Below are 26,641 nucleotides of genomic sequence, written 5' to 3' on the forward strand. Positions count from 1 at the left end.
CGGATAAAAATCGCGATCGGCCACCGCACGTTTCGCGGCGGTACCGAGCAGTTCAAAGAGCAAACCGAACCGCAGCAGGTGCCGTAAAGGCATCCGGCAATCGCGAAAGTTCCGAGCCGCACGGGGGCATCGGCTCAGCCGATCGGCGGCAATCCCGGGTGGACAACGGAAGCCGTCCCACCACATGAGACGAACAATCACCGGAGCCGAGACACCACACCGGACACGCCCGGAACCGGGCTCACCAATCGCTCGATCCCAGGCGAACCACGCGACGCATCGAACCCAGCAACCACACGAACCCAAGCACCGCAAGCAGTCCGCGCGGACCTGGGTCCGCACAGAGGACGATCAGCGCCGCAACCAGGCACCAGCCCGAAACGGACTCAGCACTTGGCCCCAGGAACCGGCGTCACGAAGCCGTCCGCGACCCACTTGCCGTCAGCGATCTTCCGGAACCCGTTCTGCACCACGGGTTGTGCGTCGAATTCCGCGCCGCGCAAGTACTTCCCGATGACTTTCCCGTTACCCGCGGCGGTTTCCCGCGCGTTGAGCACGTCGGCGGTCACCGAGACCTTGCAGCCGGTCGGGGATCCCTGCGCGTCCGCCTGGCCTTTCTGGCCGAACGCGTAGATGACCACGACCGCAGCGATGACGCCGATAATAATCAGTGTCTTCTTGGGCAAACCCAGAATCACGGCCGCTCCTCAGTCGCGAAAAACCCCTCGTCCAGAGTAGGCAGTCCGGCCGTGCCCGGACAGGTTCCCGACCCCATTCCACCCGGAGGTGCCAATCCTGTCACCGACACAACACGAAGAGTGACACACAAGAGAAGGGCACCTCGGAAGACTCCTCCGAGGTGCCCTTCTCCTTAACGGCTAAAGAAAGATCAGCCCTGCGCGATCTTCTTGGCCAGGTTCTCGTCCAGCGTCGCGAGGAAGTCCTCGGTCGTCTGCCATTCCTGGTCCTTGCCGACCAGCAGCGCGAGGTCCTTGGTCATCTTGCCGCCTTCGACGGTGTCGATGACGACCTGCTCCAGCTTGTTCGCGAAGCCGATGAGCTCCGAGTTGCCGTCCAGCTTGCCGCGGTGCTCGAGGCCCCGGGTCCACGCGTAGATCGAGGCGATCGGGTTCGTGGAGGTCGGCTTGCCCTGCTGGTGCTGGCGGTAGTGCCGGGTGACCGTGCCGTGCGCGGCCTCGGCCTCGACCGTCTTGCCGTCCGGCGTGCGCAGCACCGAGGTCATCAGGCCGAGCGAACCGAAGCCCTGCGCGACGGTGTCGGACTGGACGTCGCCGTCGTAGTTCTTGCACGCCCAGACGTAGCCGCCCTCCCACTTGAGCGACGCGGCGACCATGTCGTCGATCAGCCGGTGCTCGTAGGTGATGCCCTTGGCGTCGAAGTCGGCCTTGAACTCGGCCTCGAAGATGTCCTGGAACACGTCCTTGAACATGCCGTCGTAGGCCTTGAGGATCGTGTTCTTGGTCGACAGGTAGACCGGGTACTCGCGGTCGAGGCCGTACTGCAGCGACGCGCGCGCGAAGTCCTCGATCGACTTGCGGTAGTTGTACATCCCCATCGCGACGCCGCCGCCTTCGGGGAAGTTCGCGACCTGGAACTCCATCGGCTCGGAGCCGTCTTCGGGGGTGTAGGTCATCGTCAGGGTGCCCGGGCCGGGAACCTTGAAGTTGGTGGCCTTGTACTGGTCGCCGTGTGCGTGCCGGCCGATGATGATCGGCTTGGTCCAGCCGGGTACCAGACGCGGCACGTTCCGCATGACGATCGGCTCGCGGAAGATCACGCCGCCGAGGATGTTGCGGATGGTCCCGTTCGGGGACACCCACATCTTCTTGAGGCCGAACTCCTCCACGCGCGCCTCGTCGGGCGTGATCGTGGCGCACTTGACGCCGACGCCGTGCTGCTTGATGGCGTTGGCGGCGTCGACCGTGATCTGGTCGTCGGTGCGGTCCCGCTCCTCGATGCCCAGGTCGTAGTAGTCCAGGTTGACGTCCAGGTACGGGTGGATCAGCTTGTCCTTGATGAACTGCCAAATGATGCGGGTCATCTCGTCGCCGTCGAGTTCGACAACGGTGCCCTGGACCTTGATCTTGGCCATGAGCAGCGGTGCTCCTTCCGCGGATCTTCGCGTTCGCTTCTTCGCTCTCCGATAGCGGTACAAGCGTACTGCTTAACAGAGCTGGATGGTTCCAGAAGTGGTCGGAATCAAGTCTCTACCACCCTTGACGCGGCTCTCCGACCGGGCACGATCCGGGCGCCCGGCCGAGGGGAACCGGACGGGCCCGGCGAGCATCCCATCGCGTAACCACAGCCTGGGAGGCCACACCATGTCGTACCCCGCGCCCTACCCCGCCCAACCGGCGATGGTCAGCCAGCCCGCCAGCCGCGCCGTCGCGCGCGTGCTGAGCGGACTGTGCGGCCTCGTGCTCACGCCGATCGCGATCGGCGTGCTGGCCTTCGGCGGCTACCGCCAGCAGACGCGGGTCTCCGCGACCTTCGGCGAACACGGCGACGGCCTCGGCACGACGCTGATGGTGATCGGCGCGCTGCTGCTCGTCGGGGTGGCCCTGCTCGGTGCGTGGTCGTCGGCCGGGCCGGTCGTCGGCGGGGTGGTCTGGGGCGTGCTGCCCGGGGTCGCCACGCTGGTGTCGCCGCGGACTGGCATCGACCTGCTGCGCCTGCTGCCGGGCGACGAGCTGGCGGCCGGATTCGGCGGCTGGCTGGTGTCCGGCGCGCTGCTCGGTGCGGGATTCCTGCTGGTCGGCGCGGGCCTGGCCGCGACATTCGGGCGGCGACGCAGGTAGCGGCAAGACGGCGCGGGCCCGGTGAGACTATTTGCAGATGGGATTGTTCACCGTAGCCGAGGCCCGCACCGAACTCGCCCGGCTGCTTCCCGTTCTCGCCGAACTGATCCGGGTCCGTGCCGACGCCGCCGAGCTCGCCGCGTCCCTGCGTCCGGGCGGGCGGGACACCAGCCTCGGCGGCCTGCCGGAGTGGAAGGCCGCGCAGGCCCGGCTGGACGACCTGATGACCGCGATCCAGGCGACCGGGGCCGAGCTGAAGGGGTTCGCCCCGCTGCTGGTGGACTTCCCGGCCTCGCTCGACGGCGACGACGTGCTGTTGTGCTGGCTCGAGGGCGACCGGGAGCTGACCTGGTACCACCGGGCCGACCTCGGTTTCGCCGGCCGTCGCCGATTGCCCGGATAATCACTGGTCAAGCCCACTACGGTGGCTAGGTGAGCACACTTTTCGACGCCGACGCGGCGGGATACGACGAGGACACCTTCCACCCGTATGTGGCCGAGCGGCTGATCGGCGGCCTGGCCCCCAAGCCCACCCTGCTGATCGACGTCGCGGCAGGCACCGGCGCGGCTGCCTACGCGGCGCTCCGGCAGCTGGAACCGACCGCCGTGTTCGCCATCGACCTCTCCCCCGCGATGATCGAGATCGCCCGGGGCAAGGCCGCCGACCGCGACCCGGACGGCCGGATCTCCTGGCACGTCGGCTCCGCGGTCCCGCTGCCGATCGGCGACGGCGAGGCCGACGCGGTCGTCTGCGCTTCGGCACTGCACTTCCTCGGACCGCGCGCACTGGCCGACTGGCGGCGCGTGCTGCGTCCCGGCGGCAAGCTGGCGTTCAGCATGGTGTCGTCGGAACGCTTCAAGCCGACCGGCAAGTTCGCCGACGTCTTCCCGCGGGACCTGCGCGTCCCCGGCACCCTCGACGAAGCCGCCGCGCTGGCCACCGACGCCGGATTCAGCTCAGCGACGGCACAGCACGTGACGCTTGATCAGGGTGACCGGGTACGGCAGGTTTTCGCGGTTTTCGCGGAGGCTTAACGGTGGAAGTGCGCTTCGCCGCGAGTAGCAGCAGCGGCGGAGCAGTGCAGGACGAAGGTGACGTCGAGGTCGGTCACCGCTCCGTCGGCCGCGCGGGCCAGGCGGGAAACGGTGAAGTCGGCGGTCGCGCCAGGGGCCGCGCAGGCACCTCCGGGGTCTGCGCGGGTCCCGCGAAACGCGATGAAGCTCGGCGTCGCGGCCTGCGGCGAACTCGGTTCTCGGACGCTGGCACCCGAGTAGGTGCCCTCGTGCAACTGTTGTCCGGCAGGAGCGCTGAGTTCGAGGCGTGCCCAGTCCCAGCCGTCTGGAGTCTCGGCGTTCACCTTCACCGCGTCGCCGTACTCCCACGCCGTGACCTCGCCAGCAGTCCACAAAGCACTGCCCTCGAACGGGTAAGCGCCAGCATCCGAGGTGTAGCTGAAGCCGACCGGGTCGGCGTGCGCGACCGATGCCGTCCCGCACGCGATGCCCGCCGCAGCGACGACCGCCAAGATTCTTCGCATGATTTCCCTCCCCTAGGGTCGCTTGCGATCTTGGCAGGATTCCCTGCGCTGCGGCGAAAAATACTCCGTTCAGCCGTGCAGCTGAGCGCCCTTGAGGATCTTGTCCACCGCGTTCTTCGGCCCGTGCACGGCCATCCCGGCCAACGCCAGCTTCTCCGTCGGCACCGCTCGCACCGCGGCGCGATTGTCGACGTCATTGCCGGTCTGGAACAGCTCGTCGGTGAAGATCGAGAACCGCAGACCCCGCGTGAGCGCCCGGCTGTGCGCCAGCGCGAGCGTCTCGGCGGTGCCCGCGAACACGAGTACCGGCTGGCGGAACATCGGCAGGTACTCGGTGTCGTCGGCGTCGAGGTAGGGCTCGCCGATCAGTTCGGGCGTCGTGTGGGCCACGCCGCTCACCAGGAACGCCGTGACGTTCAGCCGTTGCCACGAGGCCAGATCGTCCCGCAGCAGCACAGCGATCTTCGTGTCGAATCGGTTCATGCGGGACAGCATCGGCCCGGCGCCGCGTGCGGGTCTTGTACGTTTTGAACATGACGGTGTCGGCCTGGCGTCCTTCGGTGCCCGGAATCGCCGAGGCGTTCCACGCCCGGTTCACCGATCACGCCTACCCCGCGCACACGCACGACACCTGGACGCTGCTGATCGTCGACGACGGCGCGATCAGCTACGACCTCGACCGGCACCACCACGGCGCACTCGGCACGGCCGTCACGCTGCTGCCGCCGAACGTCGCGCACGACGGCCGCGCCGCCACGAGCCAGGGCTTCCGCAAACGCGTGCTTTACCTCGACGCCGACGTGCTCGGCGACGACCTGATCGGAGCCGCCGTCGATCAGCCGAGCCTGCCGGATCCGTTGCTGCGCACCAGAATCCACCAGCTGCACCAGTCGCTCGCCGAACCGCTGGAAGCCGAAAGCCGCCTCGCCCTGGTCGCCCAGCGGCTCCGGCTGCACCTCGGCCGCCCGACCATTACGCAGCCCGACCGCAGCCTGGCCGACGACCTGCGCGACCTCCTCGACGAACGCCTACCGGATTCGCTGACGCTGGCCGACGCGTCCGAGGTGCTGGGCGCACACCCCGTCCACCTGGTCCGCGCCTTCGGCCGCCGCTTCGGACTGCCACCGCACCGGTACGTCACCGGCCGCCGCGTCGACCACGCCCGAAGGCTCCTGCTCGACGGCACCCCACCCGCAGCCGTCGCCACGACCGCGGGCTTCACCGACCAGGCACACCTGACCCGCCACTTCCGCCGCTACCTCGGCACCACCCCGGCCCGCTTCGCACGCGGCTGACCGGGCGGTTTGTGCGAAGATGGCCCCATGCTGCGCGAACTGCACCTGACCGGCGACCCGGCGGCCGACAAGCTGCTCAACGACGACCCGTTCGCCCTGCTCACCGGGATGCTCCTGGACCAGCAGTACCCGATGGAGCACGCCTTCGCGGGCCCGCGGAAGATCGCCGACCGGATGGCCGGCTTCGACCTCGCCAAGATCGCCGCGACGGACGTCGACACCTTCGTCGAGATGTGCGTGGTCCCGCCCGCGATCCACCGCTACGGCGGCTCGATGGCCCGCCGCGTGCACGCGCTGGCGCTGCACATCATCGAGAACTACGACGGCCGCACCGAAGGCATCTGGCTCGACGGCCGCCCCAAGCCGGACGGCGAAGAGGTGCTCAAGCGCCTCAAGGCACTGCCCGGTTTCGGCGAGCAGAAGGCGAAAATCTTCCTGGCGCTGCTGGGCAAACAACGCGGAGTGGCCCCGAAAGGCTGGCGTGAAGCCGCGGGCGCGTACGGAGATCGCGGATCTCGTCGGTCTATTGCGGACGTGACGGACGCCAAGACGCTCGGTGAGGTGCGCGCGTTCAAGAAGGCCGCGAAGGCCGCCGCCAAGGCGAATTGACTCAGCCCCGCGCGAACCAGACCACGTCCGGTTCCCCGCGCGGCACCGGAATCTCCACCACGTCCACCTCGGCGAACCGCTCCCGCAGCCGAGCCGTGAACCCCGGCGCCGCGCCCGCGCTCCACACCGCCAGCACCCCACCCGGACGCAGCAGCTGAGACAACCGTTCCAGACCGGAAGCCGAGTACAGCGACGCATTCCCCTCGGTGACCGTCCACTCTGGACCGTTGTCGATGTCCAGGCACAGCGCGTCGAACGTCTCGCCGGTCGTCCGCAGCCACTCCAGCAGATCCGCCTCGACCACGGTCACCCTCGGATCGTCCAATGCCCCGCCGTGGACCTCGCGCAGCGGGCCGGTGCGGTTCCAGGCGATCACCGCCGGTTCGCGTTCCACCACAACCACGGAGCCGACCGCGGAATGGTCCAGCGCGGCGCGCAAAGAAAACCCGACGCCGAGTCCGCCGATCACCACCCGCGCGCCGGAGGCGAGCCGGTCGGCCGCTCCGGTCACGAGCAGCCGCTCCGACTCGCCGTTTCGGGTGTCCATCAGGAACATCCCGTTTTCGATCACCTCGAACTCGGCGCCGTCGCGCCGCAGCACCAGTTCTCCGCCGTGCCCGGGCACGGTCTCCAGTACCTCCGCCACGCCCGGCAGCTTCTCAGACCGCGACCTCCTCGCGGACCTCAACCCGCTTCCTCGTGCCCCAGAAGAACACGACCACCAGCGCGGCCGCGGCGGCGAGGACCGCGGCGATCTCCGGCAGGACAGTCGCCCCGGCCGAGGTCAGCACCGCACCGCCGACGACACCGGACAGGCCGACGCCCAGGTAGATCGCCGACGCGTTGAGCGACAGCGCGAGACCGGCGTGCCCCGGCGACAGCTCGATGAGCCGATGCTGCACCGGCGGGCTGAACGACCAGTTCGCCAAGCCCCACACGAACAACGTGATCCCGGCCCCGACGACTGTCGTCGCGGTGAACGGCAGCAGCACCATCACGGCGGTGAACCCGGCGAGGATGATCAGCAGCGGCTTGCGCGGACCCCACCGGTCGGCCGCGCGGCCGCCGGCGAAGTTGCCGATCGCGCCGCCGATGCCGTAGCAGAACAGCAGCACCGTGACCGTCCCGCCGGAAACCCCAGCCGTGGCGGCCAGAACCGGCGACACCAGCGTGTAGACCATGAACGCGGCGAGGCAGGCGAGCGTGGTGGTGACGAGCAGCGCGACGATCCGCTTGTCCCGGGCGACCGCGAACCGCTCGGCGAGCCTGACCGCGGGCGGCGGCGCGACCTTCGGCAACGCGACCCGCACCCCGAGCGCGCCGAGTGCCGAGAGAATGCCGACGAACAGGAACGCGCCCTCGTAACCGAACTGCTGGGAGATCACGCTGCCCAGCGGAACACCGAAGATCAGCGCGATGGTGAGCCCCCCGAACACCAGCGAAACGGCTCGGCCGCGACGGTCCGGCGTGGTCAATTCCGCGGCGACGGCGGTGGCGGCCGGGGTGTAGACGGCGGCCCCGATCGCCGTGACGACCCGCGCGATCAGCAATGTGGTGTACCCCGGCGCGACGGCCGCGAAGATGTTCCCGACCGCGGCCACCGCGAGCGCGGCGACCAGCAGCGTCCGCCGTTCCCACCGGCCGGTGGCCGCGGCGAACAACGGCGAGCCCACCGCGTACGCGATGGCGAACGAGGTGACGAGCTGCGCCGCGGCCGTCGCGGAGATGTGCAGCTCGGAGGTCAGCGCCGGCAGCAGCCCGGCCACGATGTAGCCGCTGGTGCCGACGCCGAAGGCCCCGAACGCGAGCACCGAGTTCCGGGCCGCCGCCGAGGACGAGACGCTGGACATGAATGTCCCCCCAATGAGACCTGAACGGATAGTTCGATGAACGTCGTAGTTCGATGCCGACCGTACACGGCCGCACCGACAATTTCGACAGCCGTCGTACTATGGACGCATGCCCGCTTCCGTGCCGCTCCCGCCGCTCGCCTATCCGGACCGCGACGAGATCACCGTCGAAGCGGTGCTCCGCGCACTGGCCGACCCGGTCCGCCTGGCAATGGTCCGGCAGCTGGCGAACTCCGAAACGGAGATCTCGTGCAGCGGTTTCGAGGTGCCGGTGACCAAGTCCACACTCACCCATCACCTCGCGACGCTGCGCCAGGCCGGGGTGATCGTCGGCCGCCAGGAAGGCACCACCCGGTACAACTCCTTGCGCCGCAACGATCTCGACGTGCTGTTCCCCGGCCTGCTCGACGGCGTGCTGGCCGCGCCGCGCTGAGCGGTCGCGCTACGTGGCGGGCCTCACCCGAATACCGGGATGACAAGGCCGCCCTCCATCGGTTCAACTAGAGCGAGACAGCACGACGACGTCGGTGCTGTCTAGTTTTTTGCCCTCGTTCTAAAGCGCTTCAGAAGCCTGTGACCCAGGCGCTGAGAAAACGATTTCTCCAGGAAGGGAGAGCCGTGCCCGTCGCGTTGCTCGCGCTCGCCGTCGGTGCCTTCGGCATCGGTACCACCGAGTTCGTGATGATGGGTGTGCTGCCCCTGACCGCCGCGGACTTCCACATCGACATCCCGTCCGCGGGCTACTTCATCTCCGCCTACGCGCTCGGCGTGGTGATCGGCGCTCCGCTGCTCACCGCATTGGCCGTCCGGCTGCCGCGCAAAACCATGCTGCTGGCGATGATGGGCCTGTTCACGGTCGGCAACGCGCTGTTCGCGCTCTCGCCGAACCAGGACTTCGGCATCGCGTTCCGGTTCCTCGCCGGGCTGCCGCACGGCGCGTTCTTCGGGGCGGGCGCGGTCGTCGCGTCCAGCCTCGCGCAGCCGGGCCAGCGCGCGAAGGCCGTGTCGATGATGTTCATGGGCCTGACGCTGGCGAACGTCATCGGCGTCCCGCTCGGCACGCTGCTCGGCCAGCAGGTCGGCTGGCGCGCGACGTTCGGCGTCGTCGCGGTGATCGGCCTGCTCGCCATCGCCGCCATCGCGAAACTGGTGCCGCACCAGGGCCGCCCGGCCGACCCGTCGATCCGCGGCGAACTCGGCGCGTTCCGCCGTCCGCAGGTGTGGCTGGCGCTGGCGATCGTGATGTTCGGCCTCGGCGGCGTGTTCGCCTGCATGTCCTACATCGCGCCGATGCTGACCGACGTCGCCGGATACTCGCCCGCCAACGTCACGGTGCTGCTCTCGCTCGCCGGCGTCGGCATGACGATCGGCAACTACCTTGGCGGACGGCTCGCGGACAAGAAGCTGATGCCGAGCCTGTACGTCGCGCTGCTCTCGCTGGCCACCGTGCTCGCGATCTTCACCGTGACCGCGCAGGGCAAGGTCGGCGCGGCGATCACGATCTTCTTCGTGGGCGTCGCGGGCTTCATGATCGGCCCGATGATGCAGGCGCGGATCATGGAGAAGGCGGGCGGCACGCCGTCGCTGGTTTCGGCCGCCGTCCAGTCGGCGTTCAACATCGCCAACTCGATCGGCGCGTACCTCGGCGGCCTGGTCATCGCGGGCGGCCTCGGCCTGCTGGCCCCGAACTGGGTCGGCGCGCTGCTGGCCGTGCTCGGGGTGTCGATCGCCGCGGTGTCCGGATTGCTGGACCGGCGCGAGGCGCGGGTCCAGAAGGAACTCGCGCTCGCGTCCTGACCGAGTCCCGTCAGGACGAGGCGTCGAACGGGCCGCCGACGATCGTCAGCGAGATGTAGAGCACCGCGGCGCACAACGCGCCGTAGGTGAGGATGTCGACGACCTTGCCGCGAATCGCCAGCAGCCCGGCGCGCTCCTCCGGCAGCACCGCGCGCAGCGCACCGCCGACGAACAACGCGACGGCGACCAGCACCGCGCCCTCGCGCCAGTGGTACTGAAAGGCCCGCACCACGGCCACGGCCAGCAGCAGCATGATCATCGCGAACGGCACGTGGACGAGCCAGGGACGATCGCCGCGCTGCCGTTGACCGGTCATCGCCATCAGCGGGCGGCCGCGCGTTCCGCGGCCTCGACGACGTTGGTGACCAGCATCGCCCGCGTCATCGGGCCGACGCCGCCGGGGTTCGGCGAGATCCAGCCGGCCACCTCGGCGACCGCCGGGTCGACGTCGCCGGTGAGCTTGCCGTCCACATGCGAAACGCCGACGTCCAGCACCGCCGCGCCGGGTTTGACCATGTCCGGCTTGATGATCCCGGGCACGCCCGCCGCGGCGATCACGATGTCCGCGCGGCGCACCTCGGCGGCGAGGTCACGGGTGCCGGTGTGGCAAAGCGTGACAGTGGAGTTCTCGCTGCGGCGGGTGAGCAGCAGGCCAAGCGTGCGACCGACGGTGATGCCGCGGCCGACCACAGTGACCTGCGCGCCGTTCAGCTCGACGCCGTGCCGCTTGAGCAGCTCGATGATTCCGTACGGGGTGCACGGCAGCGCGCCCGCTTCGCCGAGCACGAGCCGGCCGAGGCTGATCGGCGCGAGGCCGTCGGCGTCCTTCTCCGGATCGATGCGCTCCAGGACGCGGTTCGCGTCGAGGTGCTTCGGCAGCGGCAGCTGGACGAGGTAGCCGTGGCAGGCCGGGTCGGCGTTCAGCTCGTCGATGACGGCTTCGAGCTTCTCCTGCGAGATGTCCGCGGGCAGGTCGCGGCGGATCGAGTTGACGCCGATCTTCGCGCTGTCCGCGTGCTTCATCTTCACGTAGGAGTGGGAACCGGGGTCGTCGCCGACCAGCACCGTGCCCAGCCCAGGGATGATCCCCTGCTCCGCGAGCGCGGCCACTCGCGGGCGCAGCTCTGCGAAAATGGCGTTCTTCGTGGCCTTGCCGTCGAGAATCTTCGCCGTCACGGCGGCCATTGTCGCAGAGCCGCCGCGGGCTGCCGGTCAGGAGTGGGCTCTGCACTCTGTGTGCCCATGACACCACCCGATCGGCCCGCGCGTCTTCCGTCGAATCAGCCGTGCGGCGTCTTAAGCTGGAGAGGCTCCACTGCATCACCCACCCTGGCGTGTGACCCGTGCCATATCGCGTCCGTCGAGGTCAGCGGGCACGTCCACCGGCCCTAGGGTGGCAAATGCCCTATGCGGGGTGCGTTCGCGCGCGCGAACAGTCAAAATGTTCTCTGTGGCACAACCGACGACGCAGCTGAACGCGACGGAGCAGGACACTCTGGTCAAGCAGATCGGACTGGCCCTGCTGCGCGCCGCCCCGCGCGACTGGCGCAAAGTCTCCGCGGAGTACCGAGCCGTCGGCAGGTACCACGAGCTGACCGGCGAGATCGTGCTCGAAGACGGCTCCGCCCAGGAATGGATCGCGACGCACGACATCGCGACCCTCTTCGGCAGACTCCGCGCGGGCATGTACCGCGACGGCCGGGGCACCTGGTTCAACGCGCGGTACCAGCTGGACCACCCCTCCAGCTACAACCTCGAGTACAACCGCGACGAGCCCGGCTGGCACCTCGCCCCGCCGCCCCAGGCGTACTCCGACGAGCTGCGGATGTTCCCGCGCACCGAGGAGAACGTGCCCGAGTGGCTGATCCGCCGGATGTCCGGCCTCGGCCCGGAACAGCCCGGCCCGCACTTCCGCATCGCGCGGATCTTCGACACCATCGGCCCGGCCGGCCGCCCCGTCATCAACCGTCCTGACCTGGACGTCGACGAGCAAGACCGGCTGCTGGACTACCTGGACCACGCGCCGCTCGTGGTCCAGGACCGCGGCTACGACATCGACCGGCTCGCCCAGACTCCCGAAGCGACCGTGCCGGTCGCCTTCCACAGCGACGGCCACTGGATCTGGCCGGCCGCGGTGAACTTCTACCTCCGCACGTACGGCGTCTCGCCGGAAGCGGACCTGATCGAGCACATCCGGGCCAACGGGTTCCAGCTTCCGCAGGTCGATGAGCTGACCCTGCAGGGTGCGGCGGCTTATCTGACTCGCGGGAACCAGACCCCTCAGCAGCGGCCTGCTCCTGGCGCTGGCGCGCCGGGTGGTCCTGTTGGTGGGCCTGGCGGACCGGGCGCTGGCGGACCGGGCGCTGGCGGACCGGGGGCCGGTGGGCCGGGCGGTCCTGGCTCCGGTGGGCCCGGCGCTGGCGGTCCTGGCGGATCCGGGGCCGGTGGACCTGGTGCTGGCGGACCGGGCGGGCCTGGCGGCGCTGGAGCTCCTGGTGGCCTCGGTGGTGCGGCTAACGCTGGCGGCCCCGGCGGTGCAGGTGCACCGGGCGGACCGAACGGCGTTGGCGGTCCCGCTGGCCCCGGCGGCGGATTCGATTCCCACGGTCCTGGCTCCGGCGGCCCCGGTGCTGACGGCCCCGGCTCCGGCAGCACTGGTTCCGGCGGCCCGGGCGCAGCCGGAATCGGCGCAGCCGCGGCCGGACTCGGCGCCGCCGGTCTGGGCGCAGCCGCACTCGGCGCGGCTGGCGGAAAGGGCAGCAGCCCCGACAACTTCCACCCGGCCGACGACTTCGGAACTCCCGATCCCGGCAGGCCCGGCACGACCGGCGGCTCCGAGAACTTCCACCCGGCGGACGACTTCGGCAGCCCCGGCTCCGGCAGGCCCGGCGGCCCGGGCCCCGAGAGGCGCGGCCCGGCCGACGACTTCGACAACCGCAATCCCGCCAGGCCCGACGACTTCCACCCAGCCGACGACTTCGGCGGCTCCGGCAACTACGACTCGGCGAACGAGTTCGGCGATCCCAGCTCCCGCAGGCCCGGCACCGCAGGTCGGCCAGACGGCCCCGAAAGCTACGACTCGGCAAACGAGTTCGGCGATCCCGGCACCCGCAGGCCCGGCACCGCAGGTCGGCCAGACGGCCCCGAAGGCTACGACTCCGCGAACGAGTTCGGAGCCCCCGGTTCCCGCAGGCCCGGAGCAGCCGATGCTCCCCGCGCGGCAAGCGGCCCGGACGATTTCGGCCACGACGGCCTCGGCGCGGCCAACGAGTTCAGCGGCCCGGAGTCCGGTAGGCCCGGCGCGACTGGCCGACCGGACGGCCCCGACAGCTTCCATCCGGCCGACGAATTCGGCAGGCCCGACGCAGCGGATGAATCCGGCTACGACGACCGCGGCGGTCCCGGCGCGCGTGGCGGTTCGGAGGATCCCTTCGAACCGGCCGCACATGGTTCCGACCGGCCTGGTCCGCAGGGCCCGGGCGCGCAGAACGGTCCCGGAGCGTCGAGTGGTCCGCAGGGCACTCGAGTGTCCGCCCCGGTCTCGGGCGGGCCGGACAGTCCCGGCGGGTCGCACGGGCTGGGCGCAGCCGCTGCGGCGGGCGTCGTCGGCGCAGCGGGAGCTGCTGGGTTCGCTGGCTCGCGCGGAACTGACGAGCAGGCCGACCCCCGCGACGCGAACGGCACCCACGACCCGCGCGAGGCTGGCTACGACGACCGAGCCCACGACGCTGCCGGTTACGACCAGCCTGGCCACCACGACGCCGACGGCTACAGCCAGCAGGATCACCCCGGCTCCGCCTACGACCAGCACGGTCAGGCCACCGGGTACGACCAGCAAGGTCACGGCGAAGGTTACGACCAGCGAGACCACGCCGAGGGCTACGGCCAGCACGACGAGGGTTACGACGAGTCCGGCCACGAAGACGGCTACCGCGACTCCGCGTCCCACGGCGAATACGACGAATCCGCACCGCAGGACGCCCGCGGATACGACGCCGAGCACGGCTACGAAGGCCACGAGAGCGGTTACTCCGACCAGCACGGGTACGAGGACGCCGCATCCCACGAGCAGTACGCGGAGCCGCACGGATACGACGAAGCCGCCGGTCAGCACGGGCACGACGAAGCGGGTTACGACGAGTCCGCGCACCACGCCGATGGCCCGGCAACCGGCTACGACGACGCCCACGGGTACGACGAGCACCTCGACGCGCACGGGAGCAACGTCCCCGGCGTCGGAGCGTTCGAGCAGCCTGCTGCCCCGCGTACCGAGGACGGGCTCGTCGGCGCGAATGGCCTCATCGGTGCCGACGGGCTCATCGGCGCGGACAGCTCCGTTGACGAACCGGACTCGAACCGGCACACCGCCGAGCCGGACACGGGCCGTCGCGGCGCGGCGGCGGACAACGGCCAGGAGGGTGGCCGTCGGCGGGCCCAGCCGGATGCCGAATCGGACGACAGCCGTCGGGAAGACGTGCGGCTGAACGCCGAGGACGGCGGTCGGCGCGGCGCGGAGACCGGCAGCCAGGCCGAACCGGCGGACGAGCACGGCAGTCACGTCGGCGCGGCTGCGGCCGGGATCGCCGCGGCTGGCGGCTTGGCCGCGGCCGGGCTTGCCGCCGCGCACGGTCGGGGTCGCGAGAAGGAGGCCGAGGGTCGCCACGGCACCGTGCCGGAGCGTCCTGCGGAGCCGCCGTTCGAGCAGGACTTCGACGGTGCGCAGTACGACCGCTACGACAACGGTCACGACGGTCACTACGACGACGAGGACCACACCGACGTCCACCACGACCTCGTCCCCGGTCGCAACGGCACCGGCCCGGGGCACCCGGACGACGACGAGGACCAGACCGACGTCCACGAGCCGGTCGACGCCGGGCACGACGAGCCGGTGCTCTTCACGCACGGCAACGAACCGTCCCGCGACGACGACGAGCAGCGTGCCGAACTGTTCACGCACTCCAGTGGTTACGAGGACGACAACCGGCGCGAGGCCGAGTACGACTCGGGTCCGCCGACCGCGATGATCATGCCGGGGTCCGAGATCCCCGGCGGGCTTCCGGTGCCGGAGATGCCGGTGCCCCCGCCGTCCGGCGGGCGGCGCGCGGCACGGGAGCAGGCGGAACCGGCCCCGGTCGCGCGGCGGGAGCAGCCGGCCGAACCGGAGCTGGCCGACCTGCAGGCGAAGCTCGACGAGCTGAACGTGCCCGAGGCCGCGTACCGGCTCGGCGGACCCACCGAACGCGGGTGGAGCGTCGAGCAGGTGGGCGAAGGCTGGCGCGTCGGCTGGTACGACGGCGAGCTGATCAACCCGGCGGTGTTCGGCGACGCGGAGGACGCCGCGGCGTTCATGCTCGGCAAGGTGCTGCTGTACCCCGACGGGTACGTCGCGCCGGAAGCCCCCGCGAAGGCCGAGCCAGTCGCGGACGTGCCGAAGCCGCCGGTGGTCGCGACGTTGTCGCCGGAGGTCGCGACGGGTTCGTTCCCGATCCGGCCGCGCGAGAACGTGCCGCCGCAGGAGCAGACCGCGTTCACGCCTGCCGATCAGCTGCTGGCCGACGACGAACCGCCTGCCCGGCAGACCCCGCCGCCCGCTCCGCCGACGCAGATCGCGGCACCGGTGAGCCCGCCGACCCAGGTGGCTCCTCCGGTCAGCGCCCCGCCGACGCAGATCGCCTCGCCGGTCAGCGCGCCGCCCACCCAGGTCGCGCCTCCGGTCGGCCCGCCGCCGCGGCGGGAACCGCCGGTGCGGCGCGAGGAACCGGTGCGCGCCAACGGCTCCGGCGGCAGCGGGCAGTGGCCTATCGGGCCGCTGTCCGGGGAACCGCCGCTGACCCTGTTCCGCGGCAAGGAACTGCGTGAACTGCCCGCGGGCAGCGAACTGGACCGCTTCGGCGGCCCGAACGGCAACCTGACCTACGCGGCGGGCACCCCGTTCGAGGAGCGTTCGCTGGTGCCGGAGTGGGTGAACCGGCCGTACCACGTGTACCGGGTGCAGCGGCCGCTCGAAACCCTTGCCGGGGTGGCGATCCCGTGGTTCAACCAGCCGGGCGGCGGGTCGGCGTACCTGCTTCCGGCGAGCATCGAAGAGCTGCTCGCCGAGGGCGACCTGATCGAACTCGACCCGGGCGAACCGCCGATCGACTGAGGACGCGGAAAAGGGGCGGGGCCAGCGGGCTTCGCCCCTTTTCCATGCTCGGAAACGGGCTACTTGACGACCAAGCCATGGGCCGCGGCGAACGACACCGCCAGTTCGACGTCCACGTACGCGCCGCGCAGATCCGCCTGCACCAGCCCGTTCGCGTCGACGACCGCGCCACGAAGGTCGGCTCCGGGAAGTTTCGTGCCGATCATCCGGGACCCGGACAGATCCGTGCCCCGCAGGTCGGAATCCGTCAGATCCGTCTCGTTGAGGTTCACTTCCCGCATCCGCAGACCCGACAGGTCCAGTTTCCGCAACCGGCCGCGCGCGAACGACGCCAGCGACAGATCGCATTCGGTCAGCGCGATCCCGGTGTATCGACAGTCCACAAAGGACGAACCAAGCAGCGAGCACGACGACCAGCGGCTGTCGGCGAGCACCGAGCGGTCGAACGTGCACGAGCGGAACGCCGACGCGTCGTGCCGCGAGCCGGCGAGGTCGACCTTGGTGAAGTCGCAGTTGTCGAAGGTGCAACCACGAGTACGCAGGTCGCGCAGGTCCGCCTCGGTGAAGTCGCAACCCACGAACTGGCGTTTTTCCCACCACTGGCCGGAAAGTCGCGCTTCGGTGTAGTCCTCGCCAGTCTCCGTCACCCCGACAGGATGACATCAGCCCCGGCACCGCCTCGTCGACGGGGTGGCTGCGAGCCGCCGGAAGGCGTGTGTCCACGAACTGCCCGCCGGTCATCGGAAGTCCCGCGATCTCGTGGGAATCCGCAGCGTCAGCTGCTCGAGTTTCTGTGCGCGCACGCTCGCCACGCCGTCCGCTTTTTCGAGCACGCCGTGCACCAGCAGCGCCGCACTGCCCCGCGCGATCCGGTGGAACCGTTGCCACAGCCCGAGGGTGCAGATCACGTTCACCATGCCGGTCTCGTCCTCGAGGTTCAGGAACGTGACTCCACCGGCGGTCGCCGGACGCTGGCGGTGCGTGACCGCTCCCCCGACGAGCACTCGTTCCCCGTCGTCCCGGCCCAGCAGCTGGTCGGCGGTGATCACCCCGAGCGCGTCGAGCCGGTCGCGGATGAACTCCGTCGGGTAGCTGTCCGGCGAGATCCCGGTGGCCCACACGTCGGCGACGGCGAGGTCGAGCCCGTCCATCCCGGGCAGCATCGGCGCGTCCACGCCGACACCGGTGCCGGGCAGTTTCTCCGGCCTGTCCTGCGCGACCGCGCCCGCGGACCACAACGCCTGCCTCCGGTCCGGGCCGAACGCACTGAACGCACCCGCGGTGGCCAGTGCCTCCAGCTGCGGCGTGGTCAGCTGGACGCGCCGGCCGAGGTCGGACATGCTCTCGTACCGGCCGTTCGCCCGCCGTTCCGCCACGATCTCCTCGGCCAGTGTTTCGCCGATCATCCGGACAGTGCTGAGCCCGCCGCGCACCGCGTGAAGCTTTCCGTTGTCCGGCAACGCTTCCAGCGTCGCGTGCGGGAGGCTCAGGTTGATGTCCGGACCGAGAGTGGTGACGCCGTGCCGTCGCGCGTCCGCCACCAGCGACTGCGGCGAGTAGAACCCCATCGGTTGCGCCCGCAGCAGACCCGCACAGAACGCGTCCGGGTGGTAGTGCTTGAAGTACGCGCTCGCGAACACCAGATGCGCGAAGCTCAGCGCGTGGCTTTCCGGGAAGCCGAAGTTGGCGAACGCCTTGAGCTTCTGGAAGATCTTCTCCGCCAGCTCCGCGTCCACCTCGTTGGCGACGGCTCCGTCGAGGAACCGCTTGTGCAGCCGTTCCATTTTCCGCTGCGACCGTTTCGACCCCATCGCGTGCCGCAACTGGTCGGCCTCGGCCGGGGTGAAGCTCGCGACGTCCAGGGCGATCTGCATCATCTGCTCCTGGAACAGCGGCACCCCCAGTGTCTTCTCCAGAGCGTTCTTCAGCCGCGGATGGTCGTACTCCCACTTCTCGCGCCCTTGTTTGCGGCGGATGTACGGGTGCACCGAACCGCCTTGGATCGGGCCGGGACGGATCAGCGCGACTTCCACGGCCAGGTCGTAGAACTCCCGCGGCCGCAACCGCGGCAAGGTCGCCAGCTGGGCCCGGCTCTCCACCTGGAACACGCCGATCGCGTCGGCGCGGCAAAGCATGTCGTAGATGTTCTCGTCGTTGAGGTTCAGCTCGGCGAGATCGATCCTCTCGCCCTTGTATTCCTCGACCAGATCGAGCATGTAGTGCAGCGCGGAGAGCATGCCGAGCCCGAGCAGGTCGAACTTCACCAGCCCCGCCGCGGCGCAATCCTCCTTCTCCCACTGCAGCACGCTGCGGTTCTCCATCCGCGCCCATTCGACCGGGCACACCTGGCTCACCGGTTCCCGGCACATCACCATGCCGCCGGAGTGGATGCCGAGGTGCCGCGGGAAGTCTTCGAGCGCGAAGGCGAGTTGCACGACGTCGCGCGGGATGTCGTGGTCGTGGTCCTTCTCCGTGCGCTGCAAGGCGCCCCAGCGGTCAATCTGCTTGCTCCACGCGTCCTGCTGGCCGGGCGAGTAGCCGAGCGCCCGGGCGGCGTCGCGGATCGCCGAGCGGGCACGGTAGGTGATCACGTTCGCGACCTGTGCGGCGTTGAGCCTGCCGTGTTTGCCGTAGACGTACTGGATCGCTTCCTCGCGCCGGTCGGACTCGATGTCGATGTCGATGTCCGGGTAGCCGTCGCGGTCGGGCGCGAGGAACCGTTCGAAGAGCAGGTGGTACTCGATGGGATCGACATTGGTGATCCCGAGCGCGTAGCACACCGCCGAGTTGGCCGCGGAACCTCTTCCCTGGCACAGGATTCCGCTGTCCCGGCAGAACCGGACGATGTCCCAGACGATCAGGAAGTACCCGGGGAACTCGAGTTTCTCGATCACCGCCATCTCGTGCTCGATCTGCTGCCAAGCCTTGTCTTCGTGCTCTTTGCCCGAGTAGCGCTCTTCAAAGCCCTTCTTGACGAGGGTTCGCAGGTGCGTGGTCTCGGTCTCGCCATCCGGCACGTCGAACGGCGGCAGTTCCGGCGCGAGATGCTCAAGCGGGAAGGCGCATTCCATGCCCAGCAACGCCGATCGCTGCACCGCGCCCGGGTACCGCTGGAAGACTTCCGCCATTTCGTTGCCGGAGCGCAAGAACGCGGCAGCGTCGCCGGGCAGCCAGCCTTCGAGGTCGTCGATGCCGCGCCGGGCGCGGATGGCGGCGAGCGCGTCCGCTAGACGGCCGCGTTCCGGCCGGGCGTAGTGCGCGGCGGTGGTGGCGACGGTGGGCAGCTTGAGTTCGCTGGCCATCTCGGCGAGCAGGTCGTTGTGCACGCTGTCGAGCGGCTGGCCGTGGTCGATCAGTTCGACGTATACCTGGGTTTGGCCGAAGAGGTCGACTAATCGACGCAGCTCGGCGAGCGCGGCATCCGGGCCTTCGCGCACCAGCGCCGATCGCACGGATCCCTTGCGGCAGCCGGTAAGCACCGCGCATTTCCCCGCGACTTCCTCCGCCACCGCGTGCAGATCGTAGATCGGGCGGCCTTTTTCGGCACGTTCCGCTTTTTCGTCTTCGTGGCCACGCAGCTGCCCGGCGGTGATCGCGCGGCACAGGCTGCGGTAGCCGTCGTCGCCGCGGGCCAGCAGGAGGAGGTGTTCGCCTTCGGGGTCGGCGACGCCGTTTTGCGGCCCGGACAGCCCGAAGCTCAGCTCGGTGCCGAATACCGTTGCGACGCCTAGCTCTTTGGCCGCCTCGGCGAAGCGGACCACACCGTACATGCCGTCGTGGTCGGTGAGCGCGATCGCGTCGAGCCGCAACCGCGCGGCCTCCTCCACCAGTTCCTCGGGGTGGCTGGCGCCGTCGAGGAAACTGAAGTTGGAGTGGCAGTGCAGTTCGGCGTACGCCACTCGCGGCCCGGATTCCAGGTCGCTTCGCGGCGGCGGGATGTCGGCGGGGCGGCGATACGCCTCGCGCTTGCGGCCCCACGCGGGACTGTCGCCGTGGTCGCCGGGCGGCATCCCGCCCGACAGCGCCCGCGCGAGGTCCTTCCACGGGACCGGCGGGTTGTTCCAGCCCATCGTCAGTCCACCCGGTTCTCAGGCGATCGACGGGGTTGCGGGATCAGCGGCACGAGCAGCGCCGGGTCGAACGGGCACGGCGGTTCGACCGGTACGCGGGGCGTCGGCAGGTCGTGGTCCATCATCTGCGGCTTCCTTTCGTTGTTTCCACAGGGTTTCTCGGCAAGGATGGTCAGGTCTTTACCGGTCAGTCGTAACTTCCCTCCACTGTCCACACTGGATTTTCAGTTCCGGAGCAGAGGACGAGCACCGCCTCCGGCGCCTCGTTCTCCCCTGCCGCGAGCAACAGTTGCAGCCGGGCCCGCTGCGGGCCGGTCGAACGACGGCCCGACGTGACCGGCCACGGACCGGCCCATCCGGTGATCGGCCGGGGCGGCCCGCCCGCGACGCGAAGTCCGTGCGGCGGCGCGGTCAGCCGTTTGCGCGCGGTGAGGCCGACTGGCCGCCCCTGATCGTCGATGACCTGGACTGGCAACGGTTGTTCCAGCACCGTCGCCGGAGACGGGGAGGGCAGCCGGGCAGGCCACGTGGCGTCCGGCGGTCCGACGGGTTCCCGCGGATCGCCCCACGGAATGAGCCGGACCCGGCTCGCCGGATCGCGTCCGCCGTCGAGCAGCGGCGTGACCACTCCTTCCGGGCCGAGCAAGCCTTGGACTCGCACGAACGCCCGGCCCGCCCGTTCGGCGGCCAATTCCTCGTCCTCGCCGGGACCGGCTCCGGGATCGCTCCCCCGCCACAGCCCCAGCTGCAATGACCTCCCTTCGACAGTCTCTTCCGGTTCGAGCCGCAACCGCGCGACCCCGGCCGTGGGCCGTTCGCCGGGCGCGGCCTTGAGCCAGCCCTCGAACTGCCACCGGACCCGATCCGCGACCCCTTGCGGCGTAAGCGGTTCCGCACAACGCCAGACGCGACCGAGCTGCTCGCCGTTCTCGGTGGTCGCGTATATACCCAATCGAGTGCACGCGAGCCCGCGATCGGCGAGCGCGGCGTGGAACCGCGCGCCGAGTTTTTTGGCCATGAACGCGGCGACATCCACCCGGGCGAGCACCGGATCGAACGATTCGGCGAGCGACAATTCCGGCGGCGGGCTGCGGCGCAACGGCGGCCGGTCGGACAGCCCCCGGGCCAGCCGATGCGCGAGCACCCCGGTGCGCCCGAACCGAGCGGCGACGTCCCGCTCGCCGAGTTCGGCGAAGGCGCCGAGCGTGCGCAACCCGAGCCGGACGAGCAGGCCGACCAGATCCGCTCGCTCAGAACCCGGCTGGTCCAGCTCGAGCACCGGCAATGGGGCGAGAAATTCGGCCGTCCGCCCAGGTTCGACCAGCGCCCCCTGCCGCGCGGCGAGGGTCGCCGCGAACAATCCTTCCGCCACGCCGACCTGACATTCGACCCCGGCCGCCGCGGCCACCTGATCCACCAGTTTCTCCGCGAGCCGCGGTTCACCGCCGAAATACCCGGCCGCACCCGCGACGGGAACCGCGAGAAGCCCGGGCCGCACCACTTCCAGCCCGACGACCAGTTCCTCCACCGCCGACGCGACGTTCTCGAACAATCGCGCGTCCCGGGCGTCGTCTACGCCGAACACCGCCAGGTCCGGACATTGGGATTCCGCTTCTCGCCGCCGCATCCCGCGCCGGATGTTCCGCGTCCGCGCGACCGCAGTGCACGCGACGACCCGGTTGGCATGGAATACCGCCGCAGGCCGAGTAAGCACACTCCCCGCCGCGGCGACGGCAGCGACCGCGGGCCAGTCCGGGCACCACAGGACCAGCATCCGTGTTGGATGGCGGCGTGGATCTTTTTGTCCTTTGTAGACAGTCTTGGTCACCCGACTGCCTCTTCCTGCGCCGCGACGCGCTTCTCGCCCCGGGAAACCCGCCCGTCCGGGCCGGGCAGAAACACCGACGCCGACCGAGGCCGAGCCGCCGCGCCGCGACCGCGGGCATGCACTTCGACGGGGCGGGAACGGAGGTGACCGGCACCGTGCTCAAGCACCCCGGTCCAGGCTCCGGGGGTGCAGTGCAGTTCGACATCGGCGGAAGGCCAGGGCCCCAACGAAAGCAGCACCGCCCCGCGATTCCTCGCCCTTGCCGCGAGCCTGCGTGCGACATCCGGCCGGACTGAACGAGGCTCGGTGACTACCAGGTCGACGCCGTCGAGCAAAGCGGCCATCACGGCTTGGTATTCGGCCCCCGGCTGAGGAACCAACGCGAGCCGCGAAACGGCGACCCCGTGCTCGGCCGCCGCGACAATCCCCAGCGACGGAGCACCGACGACCGCAGCCCATGCCCCGGCGACGGTCGCCTCCGCGAGCAACGCGAACAGCAAGGAGGTGGAATGGTGGACCGCGACGATGCTTCCGCGTCGCAACCCGGCCCCGGGGAGGAGATCCGCCAGGGCTGGAGCCACGGGGAGCATCCGCCCGGCGGCGCGTCCCCAGTCGGTCTGGGAAGCCCGCTCGGCCGCGACGGTGCTGGCAGTGCTGACGCCGGGGAGGGCGGTCAGTTTGGCCAGCGGGTGTGCCGGGTCAGCGGGATCAGGCGTGGGCTCGGGCGAGTCGGCGGGGTGAAGCCGGGTCGGGGGACGGAGTTTCGGCGAGTCGGGAGTTTCTGAGCGGGGTGAGGTTGCCTGGTCGGGTGGCATTGCAGGGCGCAGCGGGGTCGGAGGAGCAAGCGGAGCCTCGGACGGAGTTTTCGGACCGGAATGAGGCGGGATTGCTGGGTGCAGCCGAGTCGGCGGGGTGAGCGGAGTCGGTGAATCGGGTCCGCTGGACATGCACGCGTCAGCGGACGCCGCAATCCGGGCGGGAAGTTCACGACCGGATTCGGCTGACGGGCCTGACCGCGCCTGCGAACGAAGCCCCGTCGACGAGCCGGCTTCTGCCGTTCGGCCGAAGTTGACTGGCATCCATGGCTCGAACGCCACGTCCAGAGAACTCGGCCGAGCACGAGATCCGTTCTCCCCCAACGAGAACATCACCCTCGGCGAACCCGCGGACATCGCGGCGACCGGCGTTCGTTCCTTCGCGAACGCTTCGATCGCCGACCACGGCACCGATACTTCCCACGAGCGTGCCAGCCGCGCCTTCGGCACGCTCGTGGGGGCGGAAGCCGCGGCTTCCGCGCCGGGGAAGTTCTTCCCAGACGGCCTGGCGGGTTTTTTCGGCTTCGCCGGAATCCTCGCAATGCCAAGGAGATCGGCCGGAGCAGAGCCAGCAGGAAGGATCGGCACGGTCAGGTCCTCGGCCGTCGCCGAAGCCTCACCCGCCCCAGAAAAGCCAGCCGCGACCGGACCGTCCGCGGCAGTCCCCTCAAAGGCCCCCGCGGCCTCTGAAACTCCCGCGATCTCCGAAGCAGCCCCCGAAAAGGCGAGCTCCGAAGAAGCAGCCCCCGAAGCCACTCCGGTCGTCACCGGCTTCCTCCCTCCGCCAAGATCAGCCGACGACCAGCCCCGGAAGCAAGGTCGTCAAACCAAGCCCGGGACGGACGTCGGCGCACCGCGGGGAAGGCGGTTCCGCATCCTCATCCGTGCGGAATCCGCACGGTCACCCAACAATCACATCCAAATACACACCGTTGCGCCGAACAGTATCGAACATCCGTTCGACACAGCTCAGTCTCACTCGCCCCCTCCCCGGCTGTCAAGCGAGCACGGAGAAAGAACCCGAAAGATCACCGGACACCAGGAAAACGGCTCTTTACACTGGGAACCCTGATGAAGACAGGACACATCGCCCTGCGGGGTTTCGCCGAAGCTGACCTGCCGGTGCTCGACCGGTTCTCCACGGACCCGGACGCCGCCGCGGCCTTCCAGTGGACGAGTTTCACCGGGCCGCGGGCACGACGCCGCTTCGCTGAGGACGGGTTCCTCAGCCCGGCTTCAAGCGCGGTCGCGGTGACCGTCGACTCGGCCGTCGCCGGGATGGCTACCTGGGAGGCGGCCGATCGAGGCGGGCCGGTCGGCGGGTGCTTCCGGGTCGGCGTCACGTTGCTGCCGGACTATCGCGGACACGGCACGGACAAGGCGTATCGGCTGCTCGTCGACCAGCTCTTCCAGCACACCCGCGCGCATCGGCTCGAAGCCTTCGTCGACAGCGAGGACCTCGACGGGCAGCAGGTGCTCGAAAAGACCGGCTTCCATCGCGAAGGCCTGCTGTGCCAGGTCACCTGGCGTGACGGCGGCTACCGCGACGAAGTCGTCTACGCGATCTTGCGCGAGGGATGAAAAACCGGCCGGGACTCGATGAGTCCCGGCCGGCCAGCAACAAAATCAGTGCGCGAAGTGCCGCGTTCCGGTCAGGTACAGCGTGATCCCGGCGGCCTCGGCGGCGGCGATCACCTCGGCGTCGCGAATGGACCCGCCGGGCTGCACGACGGCGCGCACGCCGGCCTCGATCAGCACCTCGAGCCCGTCCGGGAACGGGAAGAAAGCGTCCGACGCGCCGACCGAGCCCTTCGCCCGGTCGCCCGCCCGCGAGACCGCCAGCCGCGACGAGTCGACGCGGTTGACCTGGCCCATGCCGACGCCGACGGTCGCCTGCTCGTGCGCCAGCAGGATCGCGTTGGACTTCACCGCGCGCAGGGCCCGCCACGCGAATTCCAGGTCCGCCAGGGTCTGCTCGTCGGCGGGCGAGCCGGTGGCCAGCTCCCAGTTCGCCGGGTTGTCGCCGGGGGCGTCGATCGCGTCGGCGGTCTGCACGAGCACGCCGCCGGAGATCGGCCGGAACTCCACCGGGGCCGCGTTCTCGATCGCGGGCAGCTTCAGCAGCCGCACGTTCTTCTTGCGCTGCAAGATCTCCAGCGCTTCCGGCTCGAAGTCGGGGGCGAGCACAACCTCAGTGAAGACCTCGGCGATCTGCTCCGCCGCCGCGACGCTCACCGGGCGGTTCGTGGCGATCACGCCGCCGTAAGCGGACACCGGGTCGCAAGCGTGCGCCTTACGGTGCGCTTCGGCGATGTCCGCGCCGACAGCGATCCCGCACGGGTTGGCGTGCTTGATGATCGCGACAGCAGGCTCGGAGAAGTCGAAGGCGGCCCGGCGCGCGGCGTCAGTGTCGACGTAGTTGTTGTACGACATCGCCTTGCCGTGAAGCTGCTCCGCGTGCGCGAGGCCCGGCTGCGCGCTGCGGTACAGCGCCGCCTTCTGGTGCGGGTTCTCGCCGTAGCGCAGTACGTCCGCACGGTCCCACGTCGCGCCGAGGAAGTCCGGGAAGCCGCTGTCGTCCGAAGGCGCGTACGCGTTGGCGAACCACGAAGCGACAGCCGTGTCGTACGCAGCCGTGTGCGCGTACGCCTGCGCAGCGAGCCGCTTACGGTCCGAGAGTTCGAAGCCGCCCGCGGAGACCTGCTCGAGCACCCACGCGTACCGCGCCGGGTCCACGACGACAGCGACGCTGCCGTGGTTCTTCGCGGCCGCGCGCACCATCGCGGGACCGCCGATGTCGATGTTCTCGACGCAGTCCTCGGGACTCGCGCCGGACGCGACGGTCGCCTGGAACGGGTACAGGTTCACCACGAGCAGGTCGAACGCCGCGATGTCGAGCTGCTTGAGCTGCGCGACGTGGTCGTCGTTGCCCTGGTCGGCGAGCAGTCCGGCGTGCACGCGCGGGTGCAGCGTCTTGACCCGGCCGTCAAACGACTCCGGGAACCCGGTGACCTGCTCGACCGGCGTGACCGGGACCCCGGCGTTCGCGATGACCTTCGCCGTGCCGCCGGTCGACACGATCTCCACGCCGGCCGCGTGCAGGCCGGTCGCGAGCTCGAGCAGGCCGGCCTTGTCCGAGACGCCGATCAGCGCGCGCCGGACCGGGCGCCGCCCCTGTGCTGTGCTCACGAAAACCTCACCTTTCGTCCGTCCACGGTGCACCCACCACGGCCGAGTCGCTCGATCGTTTCAACCAGCAGCCTGCGTTCCACGGCTTTGATCCGCTCGTGCAGGACGTCTTCGGTGTCGTCGGTCTCCACCGGCACCGCCTCCTGGGCGATGACCGGGCCGGTGTCCACCCCGGCGTCGACGAAATGCACCGTCGATCCGGTGACGCGCACGCCCGCGGCCAGCGCGTCGGCGACCGCGTGCATCCCGGGGAACGACGGCAGCAGCGCGGGATGGGTGTTGATCACGCGGCCCGCGAACCGCGACAGGAACTCCGGCCCGAGGATCTTCATGAAGCCCGCGGACACCACGAGGTCGGGCCGGTAAGCCGCGACGGCCTCGGCGAGCGCGCGGTCCCACGCGGCCCGGTCCGGATGGTCGGCGACACGGACGGTGAACGACGGCACGTCGGCCCGCTCCGCCCGCGTGAGCGCCTCGATGCCGGTGCGATCCGCGCCGACGGCCGCGACGGAGGCCGGGAACCCGGGCTGTCCGACCGCGTCGAGCACAGCCTGCAGCAGCGTGCCGGAACCGGACGCGAGCACGACGATCTTCACCGGAGTGGGCAGTTCCAAGCGGCTGGCCAGAACGGGCTCCTTGCACGGCGGTACGCCTCGGGCGCACGGCGCTTCACCAGGTCGCCC

Annotated in this window: 24 protein-coding genes; 9 read left to right on the top strand and 15 right to left on the bottom strand. The window is 70.0% G+C overall.

Annotated elements, in window-relative coordinates:
- Nucleotides 1–386 precede the first annotated feature (386 nt).
- Both ABZX37_RS22410 and ABZX37_RS22415 read right to left on the bottom strand, forming a co-directional pair.
- On the bottom strand, nucleotides 387–698 hold the full coding sequence (locus tag ABZX37_RS22410) for an SH3 domain-containing protein (RefSeq protein WP_354742369.1): 312 nt from the start codon (nucleotides 696–698) through the stop codon (nucleotides 387–389).
- Nucleotides 699–889: 191 nt separating this feature from the next.
- Entirely contained in the window at nucleotides 890–2,113 is a 1,224-nt protein-coding gene (locus tag ABZX37_RS22415) for an NADP-dependent isocitrate dehydrogenase (protein ID WP_354742371.1), read from the bottom strand.
- A 229-nt stretch (nucleotides 2,114–2,342) separates the two neighbouring features.
- Between ABZX37_RS22415 and ABZX37_RS22420 the strand changes: the two genes are divergently transcribed.
- The 3 genes from ABZX37_RS22420 to ABZX37_RS22430 are packed head-to-tail and all read left to right on the top strand — an operon-like array spanning nucleotide 2,343 to nucleotide 3,854.
- Entirely contained in the window at nucleotides 2,343–2,819 is a 477-nt protein-coding gene (locus tag ABZX37_RS22420; RefSeq protein WP_354742373.1) for a hypothetical protein, read from the top strand.
- A gap of 37 nt (nucleotides 2,820–2,856) precedes the next feature.
- The gene (locus tag ABZX37_RS22425) at nucleotides 2,857–3,222 is read left to right on the top strand and encodes a DUF2203 domain-containing protein (RefSeq protein WP_116201667.1); all 366 of its coding nucleotides are present in this window, start codon (nucleotides 2,857–2,859) and stop codon (nucleotides 3,220–3,222) included.
- 29 nt (nucleotides 3,223–3,251) lie between these two features.
- Nucleotides 3,252–3,854, top strand: coding sequence for a class I SAM-dependent methyltransferase (locus tag ABZX37_RS22430; protein ID WP_354742375.1), 603 nt, complete (start codon nucleotides 3,252–3,254; stop codon nucleotides 3,852–3,854).
- On the opposite strand, the gene ABZX37_RS22435 is transcribed toward ABZX37_RS22430, so the two are convergent.
- Nucleotides 3,851–4,357: a hypothetical protein gene (locus tag ABZX37_RS22435; RefSeq protein ID WP_354742377.1), complete on the bottom strand. Its 507-nt coding sequence runs from the start codon at nucleotides 4,355–4,357 to the stop codon at nucleotides 3,851–3,853. The genes ABZX37_RS22430 and ABZX37_RS22435 overlap by 4 nt on opposite strands.
- 69 nt (nucleotides 4,358–4,426) lie before the next feature.
- On the bottom strand, nucleotides 4,427–4,840 hold the full coding sequence (locus tag ABZX37_RS22440) for a DUF2000 domain-containing protein (RefSeq protein WP_354742379.1): 414 nt from the start codon (nucleotides 4,838–4,840) through the stop codon (nucleotides 4,427–4,429).
- Between the two features lie 50 nt (nucleotides 4,841–4,890).
- On the opposite strand from ABZX37_RS22440, the gene ABZX37_RS22445 reads away from it, so the two are divergent.
- Together ABZX37_RS22445 and ABZX37_RS22450 are read left to right on the top strand one after the other, a co-directional pair.
- The gene (locus tag ABZX37_RS22445) at nucleotides 4,891–5,652 is read left to right on the top strand and encodes an AraC family transcriptional regulator (protein ID WP_354742381.1); all 762 of its coding nucleotides are present in this window, start codon (nucleotides 4,891–4,893) and stop codon (nucleotides 5,650–5,652) included.
- A gap of 27 nt (nucleotides 5,653–5,679) precedes the next feature.
- Nucleotides 5,680–6,261, top strand: a complete 582-nt coding sequence (locus ABZX37_RS22450; RefSeq protein WP_354742383.1) for an HhH-GPD-type base excision DNA repair protein — start codon at nucleotides 5,680–5,682, stop codon at nucleotides 6,259–6,261.
- A 1-nt stretch (nucleotide 6,262) separates the two neighbouring features.
- Here ABZX37_RS22450 and ABZX37_RS22455 read toward each other — a convergent pair whose 3' ends face one another.
- Together ABZX37_RS22455 and ABZX37_RS22460 are read right to left on the bottom strand one after the other, a co-directional pair.
- The gene (locus ABZX37_RS22455; protein WP_354742385.1) at nucleotides 6,263–6,907 is read right to left on the bottom strand and encodes a spermidine synthase; all 645 of its coding nucleotides are present in this window, start codon (nucleotides 6,905–6,907) and stop codon (nucleotides 6,263–6,265) included.
- Nucleotides 6,908–6,920: 13 nt separating this feature from the next.
- Nucleotides 6,921–8,111: an MFS transporter gene (locus ABZX37_RS22460; RefSeq protein WP_354742387.1), complete on the bottom strand. Its 1,191-nt coding sequence runs from the start codon at nucleotides 8,109–8,111 to the stop codon at nucleotides 6,921–6,923.
- Nucleotides 8,112–8,220: 109 nt separating this feature from the next.
- Between ABZX37_RS22460 and ABZX37_RS22465 the strand changes: the two genes are divergently transcribed.
- Nucleotides 8,221–8,544: a metalloregulator ArsR/SmtB family transcription factor gene (locus ABZX37_RS22465; protein ID WP_354742389.1), complete on the top strand. Its 324-nt coding sequence runs from the start codon at nucleotides 8,221–8,223 to the stop codon at nucleotides 8,542–8,544.
- A 185-nt stretch (nucleotides 8,545–8,729) separates the two neighbouring features.
- Nucleotides 8,730–9,908: an MFS transporter gene (locus ABZX37_RS22470; RefSeq protein ID WP_354742391.1), complete on the top strand. Its 1,179-nt coding sequence runs from the start codon at nucleotides 8,730–8,732 to the stop codon at nucleotides 9,906–9,908.
- Nucleotides 9,909–9,918: 10 nt separating this feature from the next.
- On the opposite strand, the gene ABZX37_RS22475 is transcribed toward ABZX37_RS22470, so the two are convergent.
- Together ABZX37_RS22475 and ABZX37_RS22480 are read right to left on the bottom strand one after the other, a co-directional pair.
- The gene (locus ABZX37_RS22475) at nucleotides 9,919–10,230 is read right to left on the bottom strand and encodes a DUF3017 domain-containing protein (protein ID WP_354742393.1); all 312 of its coding nucleotides are present in this window, start codon (nucleotides 10,228–10,230) and stop codon (nucleotides 9,919–9,921) included.
- Nucleotides 10,230–11,084: a bifunctional methylenetetrahydrofolate dehydrogenase/methenyltetrahydrofolate cyclohydrolase gene (locus ABZX37_RS22480; RefSeq protein WP_354742395.1), complete on the bottom strand. Its 855-nt coding sequence runs from the start codon at nucleotides 11,082–11,084 to the stop codon at nucleotides 10,230–10,232. Before ABZX37_RS22480 ends, ABZX37_RS22475 begins: the two co-directional genes overlap by 1 nt.
- Nucleotides 11,085–11,349: 265 nt before the next feature.
- On the opposite strand from ABZX37_RS22480, the gene ABZX37_RS22485 reads away from it, so the two are divergent.
- Entirely contained in the window at nucleotides 11,350–16,056 is a 4,707-nt protein-coding gene (locus ABZX37_RS22485; protein ID WP_354742397.1) for a glycohydrolase toxin TNT-related protein, read from the top strand.
- Between the two features lie 59 nt (nucleotides 16,057–16,115).
- Here ABZX37_RS22485 and ABZX37_RS22490 read toward each other — a convergent pair whose 3' ends face one another.
- The 5 genes from ABZX37_RS22490 to ABZX37_RS22510 all read right to left on the bottom strand — a co-directional run bounded on the left by ABZX37_RS22490 (nucleotide 16,116) and on the right by ABZX37_RS22510 (nucleotide 22,544).
- Complete coding sequence (locus tag ABZX37_RS22490) at nucleotides 16,116–16,703, bottom strand: pentapeptide repeat-containing protein (protein ID WP_354742399.1); 588 nt, start codon at nucleotides 16,701–16,703, stop codon at nucleotides 16,116–16,118.
- 90 nt (nucleotides 16,704–16,793) lie between these two features.
- Nucleotides 16,794–20,126 (bottom strand): error-prone DNA polymerase, encoded by a 3,333-nt coding sequence (locus tag ABZX37_RS22495; protein WP_354742401.1) that lies wholly within the window; start codon nucleotides 20,124–20,126, stop codon nucleotides 16,794–16,796.
- Nucleotides 20,127–20,128: 2 nt separating this feature from the next.
- Nucleotides 20,129–20,251, bottom strand: coding sequence for a hypothetical protein (locus ABZX37_RS22500; protein ID WP_354742403.1), 123 nt, complete (start codon nucleotides 20,249–20,251; stop codon nucleotides 20,129–20,131).
- A gap of 62 nt (nucleotides 20,252–20,313) precedes the next feature.
- On the bottom strand, nucleotides 20,314–21,900 hold the full coding sequence (locus ABZX37_RS22505) for a DNA polymerase Y family protein (protein ID WP_354742405.1): 1,587 nt from the start codon (nucleotides 21,898–21,900) through the stop codon (nucleotides 20,314–20,316).
- Between the two features lie 50 nt (nucleotides 21,901–21,950).
- Nucleotides 21,951–22,544 carry a hypothetical protein gene (locus ABZX37_RS22510; protein ID WP_354742407.1) on the bottom strand — a complete coding sequence of 198 codons (594 nt, stop codon included), beginning with the start codon at nucleotides 22,542–22,544 and terminating at the stop codon, nucleotides 21,951–21,953.
- A 1,296-nt stretch (nucleotides 22,545–23,840) separates the two neighbouring features.
- Here ABZX37_RS22510 and ABZX37_RS22515 point away from each other — a divergent pair.
- Nucleotides 23,841–24,350 carry a GNAT family protein gene (locus ABZX37_RS22515; RefSeq protein WP_354742409.1) on the top strand — a complete coding sequence of 170 codons (510 nt, stop codon included), beginning with the start codon at nucleotides 23,841–23,843 and terminating at the stop codon, nucleotides 24,348–24,350.
- A gap of 45 nt (nucleotides 24,351–24,395) precedes the next feature.
- Here ABZX37_RS22515 and purH read toward each other — a convergent pair whose 3' ends face one another.
- Both purH and purN read right to left on the bottom strand, forming a co-directional pair.
- A complete protein-coding gene (gene purH / locus ABZX37_RS22520) occupies nucleotides 24,396–25,958 on the bottom strand; it encodes a bifunctional phosphoribosylaminoimidazolecarboxamide formyltransferase/IMP cyclohydrolase (RefSeq protein ID WP_354742411.1) in 1,563 nt (520 codons plus the stop codon).
- Complete coding sequence (gene purN / locus ABZX37_RS22525; protein ID WP_354742413.1) at nucleotides 25,955–26,572, bottom strand: phosphoribosylglycinamide formyltransferase; 618 nt, start codon at nucleotides 26,570–26,572, stop codon at nucleotides 25,955–25,957. Before purN ends, purH begins: the two co-directional genes overlap by 4 nt.
- Between the last annotated feature and the right edge of the window lie 69 nt (nucleotides 26,573–26,641).

Origin of the sequence: Amycolatopsis sp. NPDC004079, from assembly GCF_040610415.1 — a bacterium.
GTDB classification, from domain to species: domain Bacteria; phylum Actinomycetota; class Actinomycetes; order Mycobacteriales; family Pseudonocardiaceae; genus Amycolatopsis; species Amycolatopsis halotolerans.